The sequence below is a fragment of the Streptomyces sp. GB4-14 genome, assembly GCF_022696125.1.
Taxonomy (GTDB): Bacteria; Actinomycetota; Actinomycetes; order Streptomycetales; family Streptomycetaceae; genus Streptomyces; species Streptomyces werraensis.
This window is the reverse complement of the sequence record NZ_RZHO01000002.1, coordinates 714,248-730,232: the sequence shown is the minus strand read 5'-3', so window position 1 is coordinate 730,232 and position 15,985 is coordinate 714,248. Positions and strand designations below refer to the sequence as shown.

Here is a 15,985-nt window from a genome sequence, read left to right as displayed (position 1 = left end):
GCATGAAGGTCGGCGCGGTGATCATCACCATGGGCAACCGCCCCGACGAACTGCGTGCCCTGCTCGACTCGGTCGCCAAGCAGGACGGCGACCCCATCCAGGTCGTGGTCGTCGGCAACGGCTCGCCCGTGCCCGACGTCCCCGAGGGCGTCCGGACCGTCGAGCTGCCCGAGAACCTCGGCATCCCCGGCGGGCGCAACGTCGGCATCGAGGCGTTCGGGCCCGGCGGACGGGACGTCGACATCCTGCTCTTCCTCGACGACGACGGCCTGCTCGCGCACACCGACACCGCCGAGCTGTGCCGGAAGGCGTTCGCCGAGGACCCCTCGCTCGGCATCATCAGTTTCCGCATCGCCGACCCGGACACCGGCGTCACCCAGCGCCGGCACGTGCCCCGGCTGCGCGCCTCCGACCCGATGCGCTCCTCCCGCGTGACCACCTTCCTCGGCGGCGCCAACGCGGTGCGCACCCAGGTCCTCGCGGAGGTCGGCGGACTGCCGGACGAGTTCTTCTACGCCCACGAGGAGACCGACCTGGCCTGGCGCGCCCTCGACGCCGGCTGGATGATCGACTACCGGTCCGACATGGTGCTGTACCACCCGACGACCGCCCCCTCGCGGCACGCGGTGTACCACCGCATGGTGGCCCGCAACCGCGTCTGGCTCGCCCGGCGCAACCTGCCCGCCCCGCTCGTCCCGGTGTACCTGGGCGTGTGGTTGCTCCTCACCCTCCTGCGCCGCCCCTCGGGCCCCGCCCTCAAGGCGTGGTTCGGCGGCTTCAAGGAGGGCTGGACCTCGCCCTGCGGACCCCGTCGCCCCATGAAGTGGCGTACGGTGTGGCGGCTGACCCGACTGGGCCGGCCCCCGGTGATCTGACAAGCTTCGAGTCCGGGGATCCGGCCCCACCCGGTCCCCGGCTCCTGGCCGGCCCGCGCGGGCCACGCACATCGAGGACGAAAGACAATCCACCCGTGAGTGAGACTACGCACGACGGCACGGTCGCGGTCGGCGCGCCCCTGTCGCCCGACGGCGGCCTTTCGGCGGCCGAGCTGGCCGCCAAGTACGGGCTGGCCGTCAGCGGCGCCCGCCCGTCCCTCGGCGAGTACGTCCGCCAGCTGTGGGGGCGGCGGCACTTCATCCTGGCCTTCTCGCAGGCCAAGCTGACCGCCCAGTACAGCAAGGCGAAGCTGGGGCAGCTGTGGCAGGTGGCGACGCCGCTGCTGAACGCGGCCGTGTACTTCTTCATCTTCGGTCTGCTGCTGGGCGCCCGGCGCGGGATCCCGAGCGATGTCTACGTGCCGTTCCTGGTGACGGGCGTGTTCGTGTTCACCTTCACGCAGAGCTCGGTGCTGGCCGGTGTCCGGGCGATCTCGGGGAACCTGGGGCTGGTGCGGGCGCTGCACTTCCCCCGGGCGTCGCTGCCGATCTCGTTCGCGCTCCAGCAGCTCCAGCAGCTGCTGTTCTCGATGATCGTCCTGGTCGTCGTCATGGTGGCGTTCCGGAGCTACCCGGACCTGTCGTGGCTGCTGGTGGTGCCGGCGCTGGCGCTGCAGTTCGTGTTCAACACCGGCCTCGCGCTGATCTTCGCGCGGATGGGCAGCAAGACCCCCGACCTGGCGCAGCTGATGCCGTTCGTGCTGCGGACCTGGATGTACGCGTCCGGGGTGATGTTCTCCATCCCGGCGATGCTGGAGGACAAGAACGTGCCGTCCTGGCTGGCGGACGTGCTCCAGTGGAACCCGGCCGCGGTCTACATGGACCTGGTGCGGTTCGCGCTGATCGACAAGTACGACTCGTCCTACCTGCCGCCGCACATCTGGGCGTTCGCGCTCGGCTGGGCGGTGCTCGCCGGCGTGGTCGGCTTCGTCTACTTCTGGAAGGCAGAGGAGAGGTACGGCCGTGGCTGACGACAAGACGGGCGCACGCGTGCCCACCGTCATCGCGGACGACCTGCACATCGTCTACCGCGTGAACGGCGCCCGCTCGGGCAAGGGCAGCGCCACCGCGGCGCTCAGCCGGATCCTCGGACGAGGCGAGGAGCGGGGCGTGCGCAAGGTGCACGCCGTGCGCGGGGTGTCCTTCGTGGCCTACCGCGGCGAGGCCATCGGCCTGATCGGGTCCAACGGCTCCGGCAAGTCGACCCTGCTGCGCGCCATCGCCGGACTGCTGCCCGCCGAGCGCGGCAAGGTCTACACCGACGGCCAGCCGTCCTTGCTCGGCGTCAACGCGGCCCTCATGAACGACCTCACCGGCGAGCGGAACATCATCCTCGGCGGGCTCGCGATGGGCATGTCACGCGAAGAGATCAAGGAGCGCTACCAGGACATCGTCGACTTCTCCGGGATCAACGAGAAGGGCGATTTCATCACCCTGCCGATGCGCACCTACTCCTCCGGCATGGCCGCCCGCCTCCGGTTCTCCATCGCCGCCGCCAAGGACCACGACGTCCTGATGATCGACGAGGCGCTGGCCACCGGCGACCGGAAGTTCCAGAAGCGCTCCGAGGCCCGCATCCGCGAGCTGCGCAAGGAGGCCGGGACGGTGTTCCTGGTCAGCCACAACAACAAGTCGATCCGCGACACCTGCGACCGGGTGCTGTGGCTCGAGCGCGGTGAACTCCGCATGGACGGGCCCACCGACGAGGTGCTCCGCGAGTACGAGAAGTTCACCGGCAAGTAGCCCGCTTTGCCCAGGGCCCCGCCGGAACGGTCCGGCGGGGCCCGGCGTCTGCAAAAGATGCGTCAACTCCTCGTGCACGACGGAATCTTGACGCCGGACGATGTGTTGTCGTGGAGCGCGGAAGACCCCCGTCGAGGAACGGCGCGTTGTGCAACGTAAGCTGTAGCGGTCCCCGAAAGGCGGCAATCAGGGCCATAATGCCCGACACCCTCCCTCGGCGCCGTCGGGTGGACGCCTGGGCGGCGTGTCCGAAATAGTGTGAATTGGGTCAGCAGTGTAGAACGGGAGATGTGACGGCAATGGCTTCGGAGACTCCCCGGCTGAACTCAGCATGCGCCGTCCTCTTCCCGGGCAGTCCGCGATGACGGCCGCCGGCCAGGCGCGCCCCGCCGACCTCGAACGGGCCACCCTCGACAAGGCCGCCGCCGAGAACTTCCCGGTGGCGCCCTTCTTCCTGCCCAGGGCCTGGCGCGACGACCTCATGGCGGTCTACGGCTTCGCCCGTCTGGTCGACGACATCGGCGACGGCGACCTGGCCCCCGGCGGCGCCGACGCCCGCGCCCTCGGCGTCCCCGACGACGAGGCCGAAGACCGCCTCACCCTCCTCGACGCCCTGGAAGCCGATCTTCACCGCGTGTTCGCCCCGACGGGGCCGGCCCCCCGTCACCCCCTGCTGCTCCGCCTGGAGCCCACGGTCCGCCGCCGCGCGCTGAGCCCCGAGCCGTTCCTCGGGCTGATCGCCGCGAACCGCCAGGACCAGCTGGTCACGCGCTACGAGACCTACGACGACCTGCTCGCCTACTGCGAGCTGTCGGCCAACCCGGTCGGCCGCCTCGTGCTCGCCGTCACCGGGACCGCCACCCCGGAGCGCATCCGCCGCTCCGACGCGATCTGCACCGCCCTGCAGATCGTCGAGCACCTCCAGGACATCGCCGAGGACCTCGGCCGCGACCGCGTCTACGTGCCCGCCGCGGACATGAAACGCTTCCACGTCCAGGAGGCCGACCTCGCCGCGCCCACCGCCGGCGCCTCGGTGCGCGCACTCGTCGCGTTCCAGGCGCGGCGCGCCCTCGACCTGCTGGAGGAGGGCGCACCCCTGGTGGGCAGCGTCCGGGGCCGGCTCAGACTCCTGCTCGCGGGGTTCGTGGCGGGAGGAAGGGCGGCCGTGCGCGCGATCGCGGCCGCCGACTACGACGTACTTCCCGGCCCGCCCAAGCCCGGCACGCTGCAGCTGCTGCGCGAGACGGGCGTGACTCTGCGAGGAAAGGGGTGATCCGGACCGTGGAGTCCCAGCCATCCGCGTCCGCACCGGTACTCGCCGCCTACAGCTACTGCGAGACCGTCACCGGCCAGCAGGCACGCAACTTCGCCTACGGCATCAGGCTGCTGCCGACGCCCAAGCGGCGCGCCATGTCGGCCCTGTACGCGTTCTCCCGGCGGGTCGACGACATCGGCGACGGCCCGCTCCCCGAGGACGTCAAGGTCTCCCGTCTCGAGGACACCCGCGCGCTGCTCACCCGGATCCGCGAGGGCGCGGTCGACGAGGACGACACCGACCCGGTCGCGGTCGCCCTCTCCCACGCCGCGACGCACTTCCCGATCCCGCTCGGCGGCCTGGACGAACTCATCGACGGCGTCCAGATGGACCTGCGCGGCGAGACGTACGAGACCTGGGACGACCTGAAGGTCTACTGCCGCTGCGTCGCCGGCGCCATCGGGCGGCTCTCCCTCGGCGTGTTCGGCACCGAGCCCGGCGCGCGCGGCGTGGAACGCGCCTCCGAGTACGCCGACACGCTGGGCCTGGCGCTCCAGCTCACCAACATCCTGCGCGACGTCCGCGAGGACGCCGAGAACGGGCGCACCTACCTGCCCGCCGACGACCTCGCCAAGTTCGGCTGCTCCGACGGCTTCGCCGGACCGACACCGCCTCAGGGCTCGGACTTCGCGGGCCTGGTGCACTTCGAGGCCCGCAGGGCCCGCGCCCTCTTCGCCGAGGGATACCGCCTGCTTCCCATGCTCGACCGGCGCAGCGGCGCCTGCGTCGCCGCCATGGCCGGCATCTACCGCCGCCTCCTGGAGCGCATCGAGCGCGACCCCGAGGCCGTGCTGCGCGGCCGGGTCTCCCTGCCCGGACGGGAGAAGGCGTACGTGGCGGTGCGCGGCCTGTCCGGCCTCGACACCCGGCACGTCGCCCGCCGCACCGTCGGGAGGCGCGCATGAGGGACACCCCGTACCCGGACGGAAAGCGGCGGGCAACCCTCCGCCGCGCCCCCGCGTCCCTCACCGAGACGGCCGGCCGCGCACCTGTCACGCGGCCCGGCCGGTCGGGGGAGGGCGCATGAGCCACGGCACACGCTCCGAGGGGGCCCCGCGCACGGACGGCCCGGTCCCGCCGGGACGCCACGCCGTCGTGGTCGGCGGCGGACTGGCCGGCACCACCGCCGCCCTCGCCCTCGCCGACGCCGGAGTGCGCGTCACCCTGCTCGAAGGGCGGCCCCGGCTGGGCGGACTCGCCTTCTCCTTCCGGCGCGGCGACCTGACCGTCGACAACGGCCAGCACGTCTACCTGCGCTGCTGCACCGCCTACCGCTGGTTCCTCGACCGCATCGGGGGAGCCGGCCTCGCCCCGCTGCAGGACCGCCTCGACGTGCCCGTGGTCGACGCGGACCGCCCCGAGGGCCGACGGCTGGGACGGCTGCGGCGCGACCCGCTGCCGGTGCCCCTCCACCTCGGCCGCAGCCTCGCCACGTACCCCCACCTGTCGCTCGCCGACCGGGCGAAGGTGGGCCGCGCCGCGCTCGCGCTGAAGGGCCTCGACCTCGACGATCCCGCCCTGGACGAGCAGGACTTCGGCAGCTGGCTCGCCGCCCACGGCCAGTCCCCGCGCGCCGTCGAGGCCCTGTGGGACCTGGTCGGCGTCGCCACCCTCAACGCCGTCGCGGGCGACTCCTCGCTGGCGCTCGCCGCGATGGTGTTCAAGACCGGCCTGCTCTCCGACCCCGGCGCCGCCGACATCGGCTGGGCCCGGGTGCCGCTCGGCGACCTGCACGACCGGCTCGCCCGCAAGGCCCTCGACGCCGCCGGCGTGCGCACCGAGACCCGCACCCGCGTCACCTCCGTCCACTCCGACGGCGAAGGCGGCTGGGCCGTCGGCATCCCCGGCGAGACACTCCGGGCCGACGCCGTCGTCCTCGCCGTGCCCCAGCGAGAGGCGTACGACCTGCTGCCCGCGGGCGCGCTCGACGACCCCGACCGGCTGCTCGGCATCGGCACCGCCCCCATCCTCAACGTGCACGTCGTCTACGACCGCACGGTGCTCACCCGTCCCTTCTTCGCCGCCCTCGGCACCCCCGTGCAGTGGGTCTTCGACCGCACCGACGCCTCCGGACTGCGTCACGGCCAGTACCTGGCGCTGTCCCAGTCGGTCGCCCACGACGACATCGACGCACCCGTCGCCGACCTGCGCGAGCGGTACCTGCCCGAACTGGGGCGGCTGCTGCCGCGCACCCGAGGCGCCGAGGTCCTGGACTTCTTCGTCACCCGGGAGCGCACCGCCACCTTCGCTCCCGCCCCTGGCGTCGGACGCCTCAGGCCCGGCGCCCGCACCAAGGCACCCGGCCTCTACCTGGCCGGAGCGTGGACCGCCACCGGGTGGCCCGCGACCATGGAGAGTGCGGTCCGCAGCGGTGTCGGCGCGGCGGACGCCGCGCTGGGCGCCCTCGGCCGGCCCCGCCCGCGCCACCTCTTCGCCCTCGAGGAGGCGGCCTGATGCTGCAGCGAAGCGGCGCGGCAGGTCCCCGCACCCCCGGTACCGCAACAAGAGGAGAGACTGTGCCCACTGTGCCCCCGGCCTCGCAGGCCGCTCGAAGGACCGCGGTGGACGTGTCCGCGCTCCTGGAGCGCGGGCGGACCCTGGCCACGCCGGTACTGCGGGCGGCCGTCGACCGCCTGGCGCCTCCCATGGACACGGTCGCCGCCTACCACTTCGGCTGGATCGACGCCCAGGGCCGGCCCGCGGACGGCGACGGAGGCAAGGCCGTGCGCCCCGCCCTCGCCGTGCTGTCCGCCGAGGTCACCGGCGCCGCCCCGGAGACCGGCGTGCCCGGCGCGGTCGCCGTCGAGCTGGTCCACAACTTCTCGCTGCTGCACGACGACCTGATGGACGGCGACGAGCAGCGCCGGCACCGCGACACCGTCTGGAAGGTGCACGGCCCCGCCCAGGCCATCCTGGTCGGCGACGCCCTGTTCGCCCTGGCCAACGAAGTGCTCCTGGAGCTCGGCACCGCGGAGGCCGGCCGCGCCACGCGCCGCCTCACCCGGGCCAGCCGCGCGCTCATCGACGGCCAGGCCCAGGACATCTCCTACGAGCACCGCGACCGGGTCAGCGTCGAGGAGTGCCTGGAGATGGAGGGCAACAAGACCGGAGCCCTGCTCGCCTGCGCCAGCTCCATCGGCGCGGTCCTCGGCGGCGCGGACGAGCGCACCGCCGACGCCCTGGAGCGCTACGGCCACCACCTGGGCCTGGCCTTCCAGGCGGTCGACGACCTGCTCGGCATCTGGGGCGACCCGGAGTCCACCGGCAAGCAGACCTGGAGCGACCTGCGCCAGCGCAAGAAGTCCCTCCCGGTCGTGGCCGCGCTCGCCGCCGACGGCCCGGCCGCCACCCGGCTCGGCGAAATCCTCGCCGCCGACGCCAAGAGCAGCGACTTCGCGAACTTCTCCGAGGAGGAGTTCGCGGCCCGTGCCGCCCTCATCGAGGAGGCCGGCGGCCGTGAGTGGACCGCCGAGGAGGCACGACGTCAGCACACCATCGCCATCGAGGCCCTCGACGTCGTGGACATGCCCGACCGGGTGCGGGAACAGTTCACGGCCCTCGCGGACTTCGTCGTCGTACGAAAGAGATGATCACTATCGGTCGAATAGCCCTCGCGTAGTCGCCGGCCGGTGGGGAGCACCCCCGCCGGCCGACGGCGGACCCACAGCAGACGCACCACTTGCAGGACTGCACGAAGGGGAAGCCATGACAGCGACGACCGACGGAAGCACCGGGGCGGCCTCGCCGTCCCGGCTCACCGCGGCCAGCGAACACGACACCGACAGCCCCGAGGCGGCCGGGGTACCCGACATCGCCGCCCGCGCCGTACGGCGCGCCACCGACTTCCTGCTGTCCCGTCAGGACGACGAGGGCTGGTGGAAGGGTGACCTCGAGACCAACGTCACGATGGACGCCGAGGACCTGCTGCTGCGCCAGTTCCTCGGCATCCGCGACGAGGACACCACCCGCGCCGCCGCCCTGTTCATCCGAGGGGAGCAGCGCGAGGACGGCACCTGGGCCACCTTCCACGGCGGCCCCGGCGAACTCTCCACCACCATCGAGGCGTACGTCGCGCTGAGGCTGGCAGGCGACGCCCCCGACGCCGAGCACATGGCGAAGGCCTCGGCCTGGATCCGGGAGCGGGGCGGCATCGCCGCCTCCCGGGTCTTCACCCGCATCTGGCTGGCCCTGTTCGGCTGGTGGAAGTGGGAGGACCTGCCCGAACTGCCGCCCGAGCTGATCTGGTTCCCCACCTGGGTGCCGCTCAACATCTACGACTTCGGCTGCTGGGCCCGGCAGACCATCGTGCCGCTCACCATCGTCTCCGCCAAGCGGCCGGTACGCCCCGCCCCGTTCCCGCTGGACGAGCTGCACACCGACCCGGCGAACCCCAACCCTCCCCGGCCGCTCGCCCCGGCGAACACCTGGGACGGCGCCTTCCAGCGGCTGGACAAGGGCCTGCACGCGCTGCGCAGAGCCGTCCCGCGCCGGCTGCGCCGGGCCGCGATGAACACCGCCGCCCGCTGGATCATCGAACGCCAGGAGAACGACGGCTGCTGGGGCGGCATCCAGCCCCCGGCCGTGTACTCGGTCATCGCCCTGCACCTGCTCGGCTACGACCTCAACCACCCCGTGATGCGCGCCGGCCTGGAGTCCCTGGACCGGTTCGCCGTGTGGCGCGAGGACGGCGCCCGGATGATCGAGGCCTGCCAGTCCCCGGTGTGGGACACCTGTCTCGCCACCATCGCACTGGCCGACGCGGGCGTGCCCGCCGACCACCCGCAACTGGTCAAGGCCGCCGACTGGATGCTCGGCGAGCAGGTGGTGCGGCCCGGCGACTGGTCCGTGCGCCGCCCTCATCTCCCGCCGGGGGGCTGGGCCTTCGAGTTCCACAACGACAACTACCCCGACATCGACGACACCGCCGAGGTGGTCCTCGCGCTGCGCCGGGTCAAGCACCACGACCCGGAGCGACTGGACAACGCCGTCGGACGCGGGGTGCGCTGGAACCTGGGCATGCAGTCGAAGAACGGAGCGTGGGGCGCCTTCGACGTCGACAACACCAGCCCGTTCCCCAACCGGTTGCCGTTCTGCGACTTCGGTGAGGTCATCGACCCGCCGTCGGCCGACGTCACCGCGCACGTCGTGGAGATGCTCGCGGTCGAAGGGCTCGCCCGCGACCCGCGCACCCGGCGCGGCGTGGAGTGGCTGCTCGCCGAACAGGAGCCGGACGGCTCGTGGTTCGGCCGCTGGGGCGTCAACTACGTCTACGGCACCGGCTGCGTGGTCCCCGCCCTGACCGCGGCCGGCATCCCCACGTCCCACCCGGCGATCCGGCGGGCCGTGGCCTGGCTGGAGAAGGTGCAGAACGAGGACGGCGGCTGGGGCGAGGACCTGCGCTCCTACCGCTACGCCAAGGAGTGGAGCGGCAAGGGCGCCTCCACCGCCTCGCAGACCGCCTGGGCGCTGATGGCGCTGCTCGCGGCGGGGGAGCGGGACTCCGCCGCCGTCGAACGAGGCGTCGCCTGGCTGGCGAACACCCAGCGGGAGGACGGCTCCTGGGACGAGCCGTACTTCACCGGCACCGGCTTCCCCTGGGACTTCTCCATCAACTACCACCTCTACCGGCAGGTCTTCCCGCTCACCGCGCTCGGCCGGTACGTCCACGGCGAGCCGTTCGCCGCGAAGCCGGCCGAGGCGACGGCCGGCTCCGTGCAGGCGCTCGCCGACGCGAAGGGCAGCTGATGAGCGGCCGGCCCGCCCCCGCCCCGCTGCTGATCGCCTGCGCGCTCGGCATCGAACAGTTCGCGCTGCGCAGGCGGGAGCGCACCACCCCGGGCGGGCCGGTCACCGTGCTGCGCACCGGCATGGGACCGGCGGCGGCCGAGCGGTCCGTCACCCGGGTGCTCGCCGACCCGGCGCTGCACGGGGCCGCCGTCCTCGCCACCGGCTTCTGCGCGGGCCTCGCCGCCGGCATGCACCCCGGCGACCTGGTCGTCGCCGAGGAGACCCGGGAACCGCGCGGCACCGTGCCGTGCGTCGGCACCGAACTGCTGGTGAAGGAGCTGGTGCGCGCGGTGCCCGGACGCACCGTGCACACCGGCCCCCTCACCGGCTCCGACCACGTCGTCCGCGGCCACGAACGCTCCGACCTGCTCGCCACCGGCGCGATCGCGGTGGACATGGAGTCCGCGGCCACGCTCCTGAGCGCCGTCCGCGCGGCCGAGCGCCCGGTTGCGGCCGTCCGGGTGGTCGTGGACGCTCCTGAACACGAACTCGTCCGTATCGGCACGGTCCGCGGTGGAATATCGGCTTTCCGTGTCCTTCGTTCCGTACTGCCGGCTTTCTATGAATGGCACCGTTCCTTGCTGCTCCCCAGGAGGTGAGCCAGATGGCCATGCCGCTGCGTCAGTCCATCAAGGTCGCTACATACTTGGCCGAACAGAAGCTCCGCGGGCGGGACAAGTTCCCGCTCATCGTCGAACTGGAACCGCTCTTCGCCTGCAACCTCAAGTGCGAGGGATGCGGCAAGATCCAGCACCCGGCCGGTGTGCTCAAGCAGCGCATGCCCGTCGCGCAGGCCGTCGGCGCCGTCCTGGAGTCCGGCGCGCCCATGGTGTCGATCGCCGGCGGCGAGCCCCTGATGCACCCTCAGATCGACGAGATCGTCCGTCAGCTGGTGGCCCGCCGCAAGTACGTCTTCCTGTGCACCAACGCCATGCTGCTGCGCAAGAAGATGGACAAGTTCACCCCGTCGCCGTACTTCGCGTTCGCGGTGCACATCGACGGGCTGCGGGAGCGGCACGACGAGTCCGTCGCCAAGGAGGGCGTGTTCGACGAGGCCGTGGCGGCCATCAAGGAGGCCAAGCGGCGCGGTTTCCGGGTCACCACCAACTCGACGTTCTTCAACACCGACACCCCGCAGACCGTCGTGGAGGTGCTCAACTACCTCAACGACGACCTCAAGGTCGACGAGATGATGATCTCGCCCGCCTACGCCTACGAGAAGGCGCCCGACCAGGAGCACTTCCTGGGCGTGGAGCAGACCCGGGAGCTGTTCAGGAAGGCCTTCGCGGGCGGCAACCGGCGCCGCTGGCGGCTGAACCACTCGCCGCTGTTCCTCGACTTCCTCGAGGGCAAGGTGGACTTCCCGTGCACCGCCTGGGCGATCCCCAACTACTCCCTGTTCGGCTGGCAGCGCCCCTGCTACCTGATGAGCGACGGCTACGTGCCGACCTACCGGGAGCTCATCGAGGACACCGACTGGGACCGGTACGGCCGCGGCAAGGACCCGCGCTGCGCCAACTGCATGGCCCACTGCGGCTACGAGCCCACCGCCGTCCTCGCCACCATGGGCTCCCTGAAGGAGTCCCTGCGCGCCATGCGCGAGACCGTCTCGTCGAACAGGGAGTGACCACAGATGACCGCAGTCTCCCTGGGCCTCCCCGAGGTCCCGGCCACGCTCGCCGTGCGCCGGAAGAGCCGGCAGATCCAGGTCGGCTCCGTGGCGGTGGGCGGGAACGCCCCGGTGTCGGTGCAGTCGATGACGACCACGCGCACGTCGGACATCGGCGCGACGCTGCAGCAGATCGCGGAGCTGACCGCGTCGGGCTGCCAGATCGTGCGGGTGGCGTGCCCGACGCAGGACGACGCGGACGCGCTGGCGGTGATCGCGAAGAAGTCGCAGATCCCGGTGATCGCGGACATCCACTTCCAGCCGAAGTACGTGTTCGCCGCGATCGAGGCGGGCTGCGCGGCGGTGCGGGTGAACCCGGGCAACATCAAGAAGTTCGACGACCAGGTCAAGGAGATCGCCAGGGCGGCGAAGGACCACGGCACCCCGATCCGTATCGGCGTGAACGCGGGCTCCCTCGACAGGCGGCTGCTGCAGAAGTACGGCAGGGCCACCCCGGAGGCGCTGGTGGAGTCCGCGCTGTGGGAGGCGTCGCTGTTCGAGGAGCACGACTTCCGTGACATCAAGATCTCGGTGAAGCACAACGACCCGGTCGTCATGGTCGAGGCCTACCGCCAGCTCGCCGAGCAGTGCGACTACCCGCTGCACCTGGGTGTGACCGAGGCGGGTCCGGCGTTCCAGGGCACGATCAAGTCGGCCGTCGCGTTCGGCGCGCTGCTGTCGCAGGGCATCGGCGACACCATCCGTGTCTCCCTCTCCGCCCCGCCGGTGGAGGAGATCAAGGTCGGCATCCAGATCCTCGAGTCCCTCAACCTGCGCCAGCGGGGGCTGGAGATCGTGTCCTGCCCGTCGTGCGGGCGGGCGCAGGTGGACGTGTACAAGCTGGCGGAGGAGGTCACCGCGGGTCTGACCGGCATGGAGGTGCCGCTGCGCGTGGCGGTCATGGGCTGTGTGGTGAACGGTCCGGGTGAGGCGCGCGAGGCGGACCTGGGTGTGGCGTCCGGCAACGGCAAGGGGCAGATCTTCGTGAAGGGCGAGGTCATCAAGACCGTGCCGGAGTCGAAGATCGTGGAGACGCTGATCGAGGAGGCGATGAAGATCGCCGAGCAGATGGAGAAGGACGGTATCGCGTCGGGGGAGCCGGCCGTCACCGTGAGCTGAGCAGCACGGAACCGAAGGGGGCCCGAGCGTGACGATTCTGGAGAGCATTCGGCAACCACGTGACCTGAAGGCGCTGACCGAGGCGGAACTCGGTGAACTGTCCGACGAGATCAGGGAGTTCCTGGTGCACGCGGTCGCCAGGACCGGGGGCCACCTCGGACCCAACCTCGGGGTGGTGGAACTGACCGTCGCCCTGCACCGGGTCTTCGAGTCGCCGGTCGACCGCATCCTGTGGGACACCGGCCACCAGAGCTATGTGCACAAGCTGCTGACCGGCCGTCAGGACTTCTCCAAGCTGCGCGGCAAGGGCGGCCTCTCCGGCTACCCCTCCCGCGAGGAGTCCGAGCACGACGTCATCGAGAACAGCCACGCCTCCACCGCGCTCGGCTGGGCCGACGGGCTCGCCAAGGCCCGCCGGGTGCGCGGCGAGAAGGGGCACGTGGTCGCCGTCGTCGGCGACGGCGCGCTCACCGGCGGCATGGCCTGGGAGGCGCTGAACAACATCGCCGCCGCCAAGGACCGTCCGCTCATCGTCGTCGTCAACGACAACGAACGCTCCTACGCCCCCACCATCGGCGGCCTCGCCAACCACCTCGCCGCCCTGCGCACCACCGACGGTTACGAACGCGTCCTGGCCTGGGGCAAGAACGTCCTGCAGCGCACCCCCGTGGTCGGCCCGCCCGTCTACGAGGCGCTGCACGGCGCGAAGAAGGGCTTCAAGGACGCCTTCGCCCCCCAGGGCCTCTTCGAGGACCTGGGCCTGAAGTACGTCGGCCCGATCGACGGCCACGACATCCGGGCCGTGGAGTCGGCGCTGCGCCGCGCCAAGCGCTTCCACGGCCCCGTCCTCGTGCACTGCATCACCGAGAAGGGCCGCGGCTACGAACCGGCCCTCGCCCACGAGGAGGACCACTTCCACACCGTCGGCGTGATGGACCCGCTCACCTGCGCGCCGCTCACCCCCTCCGGCGGGCCGTCCTGGACCTCGGTCTTCGGCGAGGAGGTCGTCAGGATCGGCGAGGAACGCGAGGACGTGGTGGCCATCACCGCGGCCATGCTCCACCCCGTCGGCCTCGGTCCCTTCGCCGAGCGCTTCCCGGACCGGGTGTGGGACGTCGGCATCGCCGAGCAGCACGCCGCCGTGTCCGCGGCCGGTCTCGCCACCGGCGGACTGCACCCGGTCGTCGCCGTCTACGCCACCTTCCTCAACCGCGCCTTCGACCAGCTCCTGATGGACGTGGCCCTGCACCGCTGCGGCGTCACCTTCGTCCTGGACCGGGCCGGCGTCACCGGCACCGACGGCGCCTCCCACAACGGCATGTGGGACATGTCGGTGCTCCAGGTCGTGCCCGGCCTGCGCATCGCCGCGCCCCGCGACGCCGACCAGCTGCGCACCCAGCTCCGCGAGGCGGTCGCGGTGGACGACGCGCCGACCCTGCTGCGCTTCCCGAAGGAGTCCGTCGGCCCCGCGATCCCGGCGGTGGACCGGATCGGCGGCATGGACGTGCTGCACCGCGCGGACGAGTCCGAGGTGCTGCTGGTGGCCGTCGGGGTGATGGGGTCCGTCTGCCTCCGGGCCGCGGAGCTGCTCCAGGCGCGCGGGATCGGCTGCACCGTGGTCGACCCCCGCTGGGTCAAGCCCGTCGACCCCGCCCTCCCGCCGCTGGCCGCCCGGCACCGGCTGGTGGCCGTCGTGGAGGACAACAGCAGGGCGGCCGGGGTCGGTTCGGCGGTGGCGCTGGCGCTGGGCGACGCCGAGGTCGACGTGCCGGTACGGCGGTTCGGCATCCCGGAGCAGTTCCTCGCGCATGCCAAGCGAGGCGAGGTCCTCGCCGACATCGGTCTCACGCCCGTCGACGTCGCCGGGCGGATCAGTGCGAGCCTCGCCGCCGGGGAGGAACTCGCGAAACAGTCACCGGACGCACAGGAGCACCAGGCATGACCACCGCGGAGTCCGCGTCGGAGTCGTCACAGGCCGGGAAGTTCGACCTCGGCGCGCTGCTGGCCGAGCGCGGGGCCGAGCGCTACGAGCTGCACAACCGGTACCTCAACCCGCAGCTCCCGCGCATGCTGCACACCATCGGCTTCGACAAGGTCTACGAGCGCGCCGAGGGCGCCCACTTCTGGGACGCGGAGGGCAACGACCACCTGGACATGCTCGCCGGGTTCGGGGTGATGGGGCTCGGCCGCCACCACCCCGTGGTCCGCAAGGCGCTGCACGACGTCCTGGACCTGTCGCTCGCCGACCTCACCCGCTTCGACTGCCAGCCGCTGCCGGGCCTGCTCGCCGAACGGCTCCTCGTCCACAGCCCGCACCTGGACCGGGTGTTCTTCGGCAACAGCGGCACGGAGGCGGTGGAGGGCGCCCTGAAGTTCGCCCGCTACGCGACCGGCCGGCCCAGGGTGCTCTACTGCGAGCACGCCTTCCACGGGCTGACCACCGGCGCCCTGTCCGTCAACGGCGAGTCCGGCTTCCGGGACGGGTTCGCCCCGCTGCTGCCCGACACCGCCGTGCCGCTCGGGGACCTGGACGCGCTGGAGCGGGAGCTGCGCAAGGGCGACGTGGCGGCGCTGATCGTGGAGCCGATCCAGGGCAAGGGCGTGCACGAGGCCCCGCCCGGCTATCTGCGGGCGGCGCAGGACCTGCTGCACCGCCACAAGGCGCTGCTGATCGCCGACGAGGTGCAGACCGGGCTGGGCCGCACCGGCGACTTCTACGCCTACCAGCACGAGGAGGGCGTGGAGCCGGACCTGGTGTGCGTGGCCAAGGCGCTGTCCGGCGGGTACGTGCCGGTGGGGGCCACGCTCGGCAAGGACTGGATCTTCAAGAAGGTCTTCTCGTCGATGGACCGGGTGCTGGTGCACTCCGCCAGCTTCGGCTCGAACGCGCAGGCCATGGCGGCGGGCCTCGCGGTGCTGTCGGTCATGGAGGACGAGCAGATCGTGGCGCACGTGCGCGCCGTCGGGGACCTCCTGCGGACCCGGCTGGCCGCCCTGACCGACCGCTACGAGCTGCTCGCCGACGTCCGCGGCCGGGGCCTGATGATCGGCATCGAGTTCGGCCGGCCCCGCTCGCTGAAGCTGCGCTCGCGCTGGGCCGTGCTCCAGGCGGCCCGCAAGGGACTCTTCGCGCAGATGGTGGTGGTGCCGCTGCTCCAGCGGCACCGTGTCCTCACCCAGGTCTCCGGCGATCACCTGGAGGTGATCAAGCTGATTCCTCCGCTGATCATCGACGAGGGGGACGTGAACCGGTTCGTGGACGCCTTCACCGCGGTGATGGACGACGCGCACGAGGGCGGACTCATCTGGGACTTCGGCAGGACCCTGGTGAAGCAGGCGGTCGCCAACCGCTGACCGGGTCCGACAGGATTTGCCTCTGGGGCAAGGAAATTGCCCCAGAGGCAATCCTCGGTGCTC

General features: G+C 71.9%; 14 protein-coding genes. All 14 read left to right on the top strand.

All coding sequences use genetic code 11. From position 1 onward, the window contains the following. Nucleotides 1-2: 2 nt before the first annotated feature. The 14 genes from ELQ39_RS04580 (at nucleotide 3) to ELQ39_RS04520 (ending at nucleotide 15,922) form a co-directional block, all read left to right on the top strand. Nucleotides 3-875 carry a glycosyltransferase family 2 protein gene (locus tag ELQ39_RS04580; RefSeq protein ID WP_277994846.1) on the top strand — a complete coding sequence of 291 codons (873 nt, stop codon included), beginning with the start codon at nucleotides 3-5 and terminating at the stop codon, nucleotides 873-875. A gap of 95 nt (nucleotides 876-970) precedes the next feature. Next, nucleotides 971-1,906: an ABC transporter permease gene (locus tag ELQ39_RS04575; RefSeq protein WP_242591085.1), complete on the top strand. Its 936-nt coding sequence runs from the start codon at nucleotides 971-973 to the stop codon at nucleotides 1,904-1,906. Further along, the gene (locus tag ELQ39_RS04570) at nucleotides 1,899-2,678 is read left to right on the top strand and encodes an ABC transporter ATP-binding protein (protein ID WP_190005601.1); all 780 of its coding nucleotides are present in this window, start codon (nucleotides 1,899-1,901) and stop codon (nucleotides 2,676-2,678) included. Before ELQ39_RS04575 ends, ELQ39_RS04570 begins: the two co-directional genes overlap by 8 nt. 361 nt (nucleotides 2,679-3,039) lie before the next feature. Next, entirely contained in the window at nucleotides 3,040-3,951 is a 912-nt protein-coding gene (gene hpnC / locus ELQ39_RS04565; protein WP_242595543.1) for a squalene synthase HpnC, read from the top strand. Continuing rightward, nucleotides 3,948-4,898, top strand: a complete 951-nt coding sequence (gene hpnD, locus ELQ39_RS04560; RefSeq protein WP_225628589.1) for a presqualene diphosphate synthase HpnD — start codon at nucleotides 3,948-3,950, stop codon at nucleotides 4,896-4,898. The genes hpnC and hpnD overlap by 4 nt, the downstream gene beginning before the upstream one ends. Beyond that, complete coding sequence (locus ELQ39_RS32655; protein WP_352055900.1) at nucleotides 4,895-5,020, top strand: DUF6380 family protein; 126 nt, start codon at nucleotides 4,895-4,897, stop codon at nucleotides 5,018-5,020. The genes hpnD and ELQ39_RS32655 overlap by 4 nt, the downstream gene beginning before the upstream one ends. Further along, on the top strand, nucleotides 5,017-6,447 hold the full coding sequence (hpnE, locus tag ELQ39_RS04555) for a hydroxysqualene dehydroxylase HpnE (protein WP_242591084.1): 1,431 nt from the start codon (nucleotides 5,017-5,019) through the stop codon (nucleotides 6,445-6,447). Before ELQ39_RS32655 ends, hpnE begins: the two co-directional genes overlap by 4 nt. 71 nt (nucleotides 6,448-6,518) lie before the next feature. Then, a complete protein-coding gene (locus ELQ39_RS04550) occupies nucleotides 6,519-7,583 on the top strand; it encodes a polyprenyl synthetase family protein (RefSeq protein ID WP_242595542.1) in 1,065 nt (354 codons plus the stop codon). A gap of 115 nt (nucleotides 7,584-7,698) precedes the next feature. After that, entirely contained in the window at nucleotides 7,699-9,738 is a 2,040-nt protein-coding gene (shc, locus tag ELQ39_RS04545) for a squalene--hopene cyclase (protein ID WP_242591083.1), read from the top strand. Continuing rightward, nucleotides 9,738-10,379, top strand: a complete 642-nt coding sequence (locus ELQ39_RS04540) for a 5'-methylthioadenosine/S-adenosylhomocysteine nucleosidase family protein (RefSeq protein WP_242591082.1) — start codon at nucleotides 9,738-9,740, stop codon at nucleotides 10,377-10,379. Before shc ends, ELQ39_RS04540 begins: the two co-directional genes overlap by 1 nt. Nucleotides 10,380-10,384: 5 nt before the next feature. Further along, nucleotides 10,385-11,407 (top strand): adenosyl-hopene transferase HpnH, encoded by a 1,023-nt coding sequence (hpnH, locus tag ELQ39_RS04535; protein WP_190005606.1) that lies wholly within the window; start codon nucleotides 10,385-10,387, stop codon nucleotides 11,405-11,407. 6 nt (nucleotides 11,408-11,413) lie between these two features. Next, a complete protein-coding gene (gene ispG / locus ELQ39_RS04530; protein ID WP_242591081.1) occupies nucleotides 11,414-12,568 on the top strand; it encodes a flavodoxin-dependent (E)-4-hydroxy-3-methylbut-2-enyl-diphosphate synthase in 1,155 nt (384 codons plus the stop codon). 28 nt (nucleotides 12,569-12,596) lie between these two features. Beyond that, a complete protein-coding gene (gene dxs, locus ELQ39_RS04525; RefSeq protein ID WP_242591080.1) occupies nucleotides 12,597-14,510 on the top strand; it encodes a 1-deoxy-D-xylulose-5-phosphate synthase in 1,914 nt (637 codons plus the stop codon). Beyond that, nucleotides 14,507-15,922 carry an aspartate aminotransferase family protein gene (locus ELQ39_RS04520; RefSeq protein WP_242591079.1) on the top strand — a complete coding sequence of 472 codons (1,416 nt, stop codon included), beginning with the start codon at nucleotides 14,507-14,509 and terminating at the stop codon, nucleotides 15,920-15,922. The genes dxs and ELQ39_RS04520 overlap by 4 nt, the downstream gene beginning before the upstream one ends. Nucleotides 15,923-15,985 lie beyond the last annotated feature (63 nt).

Excerpts from the sequence above, each read along its gene's own strand:
- hpnH (WP_190005606.1), top strand. The coding sequence starts at position 10,385 with ATGGCCATGCCGCTGCGTCAGTCCATCAAGGTCGCTACATACTTGGCC.
- shc (WP_242591083.1), top strand. The coding sequence starts at position 7,699 with ATGACAGCGACGACCGACGGAAGCACCGGGGCGGCCTCGCCGTCCCGG.
- ispG (WP_242591081.1), top strand. The coding sequence starts at position 11,414 with ATGACCGCAGTCTCCCTGGGCCTCCCCGAGGTCCCGGCCACGCTCGCC.
- hpnE (WP_242591084.1), top strand. The coding sequence starts at position 5,017 with ATGAGCCACGGCACACGCTCCGAGGGGGCCCCGCGCACGGACGGCCCG.
- ELQ39_RS04520 (WP_242591079.1), top strand. The coding sequence starts at position 14,507 with ATGACCACCGCGGAGTCCGCGTCGGAGTCGTCACAGGCCGGGAAGTTC.
- ELQ39_RS04540 (WP_242591082.1), top strand. The coding sequence starts at position 9,738 with ATGAGCGGCCGGCCCGCCCCCGCCCCGCTGCTGATCGCCTGCGCGCTC.
- ELQ39_RS04580 (WP_277994846.1), top strand. The coding sequence starts at position 3 with ATGAAGGTCGGCGCGGTGATCATCACCATGGGCAACCGCCCCGACGAA.
- hpnC (WP_242595543.1), top strand. The coding sequence starts at position 3,040 with ATGACGGCCGCCGGCCAGGCGCGCCCCGCCGACCTCGAACGGGCCACC.
- ELQ39_RS32655 (WP_352055900.1), top strand. The coding sequence starts at position 4,895 with ATGAGGGACACCCCGTACCCGGACGGAAAGCGGCGGGCAACCCTCCGC.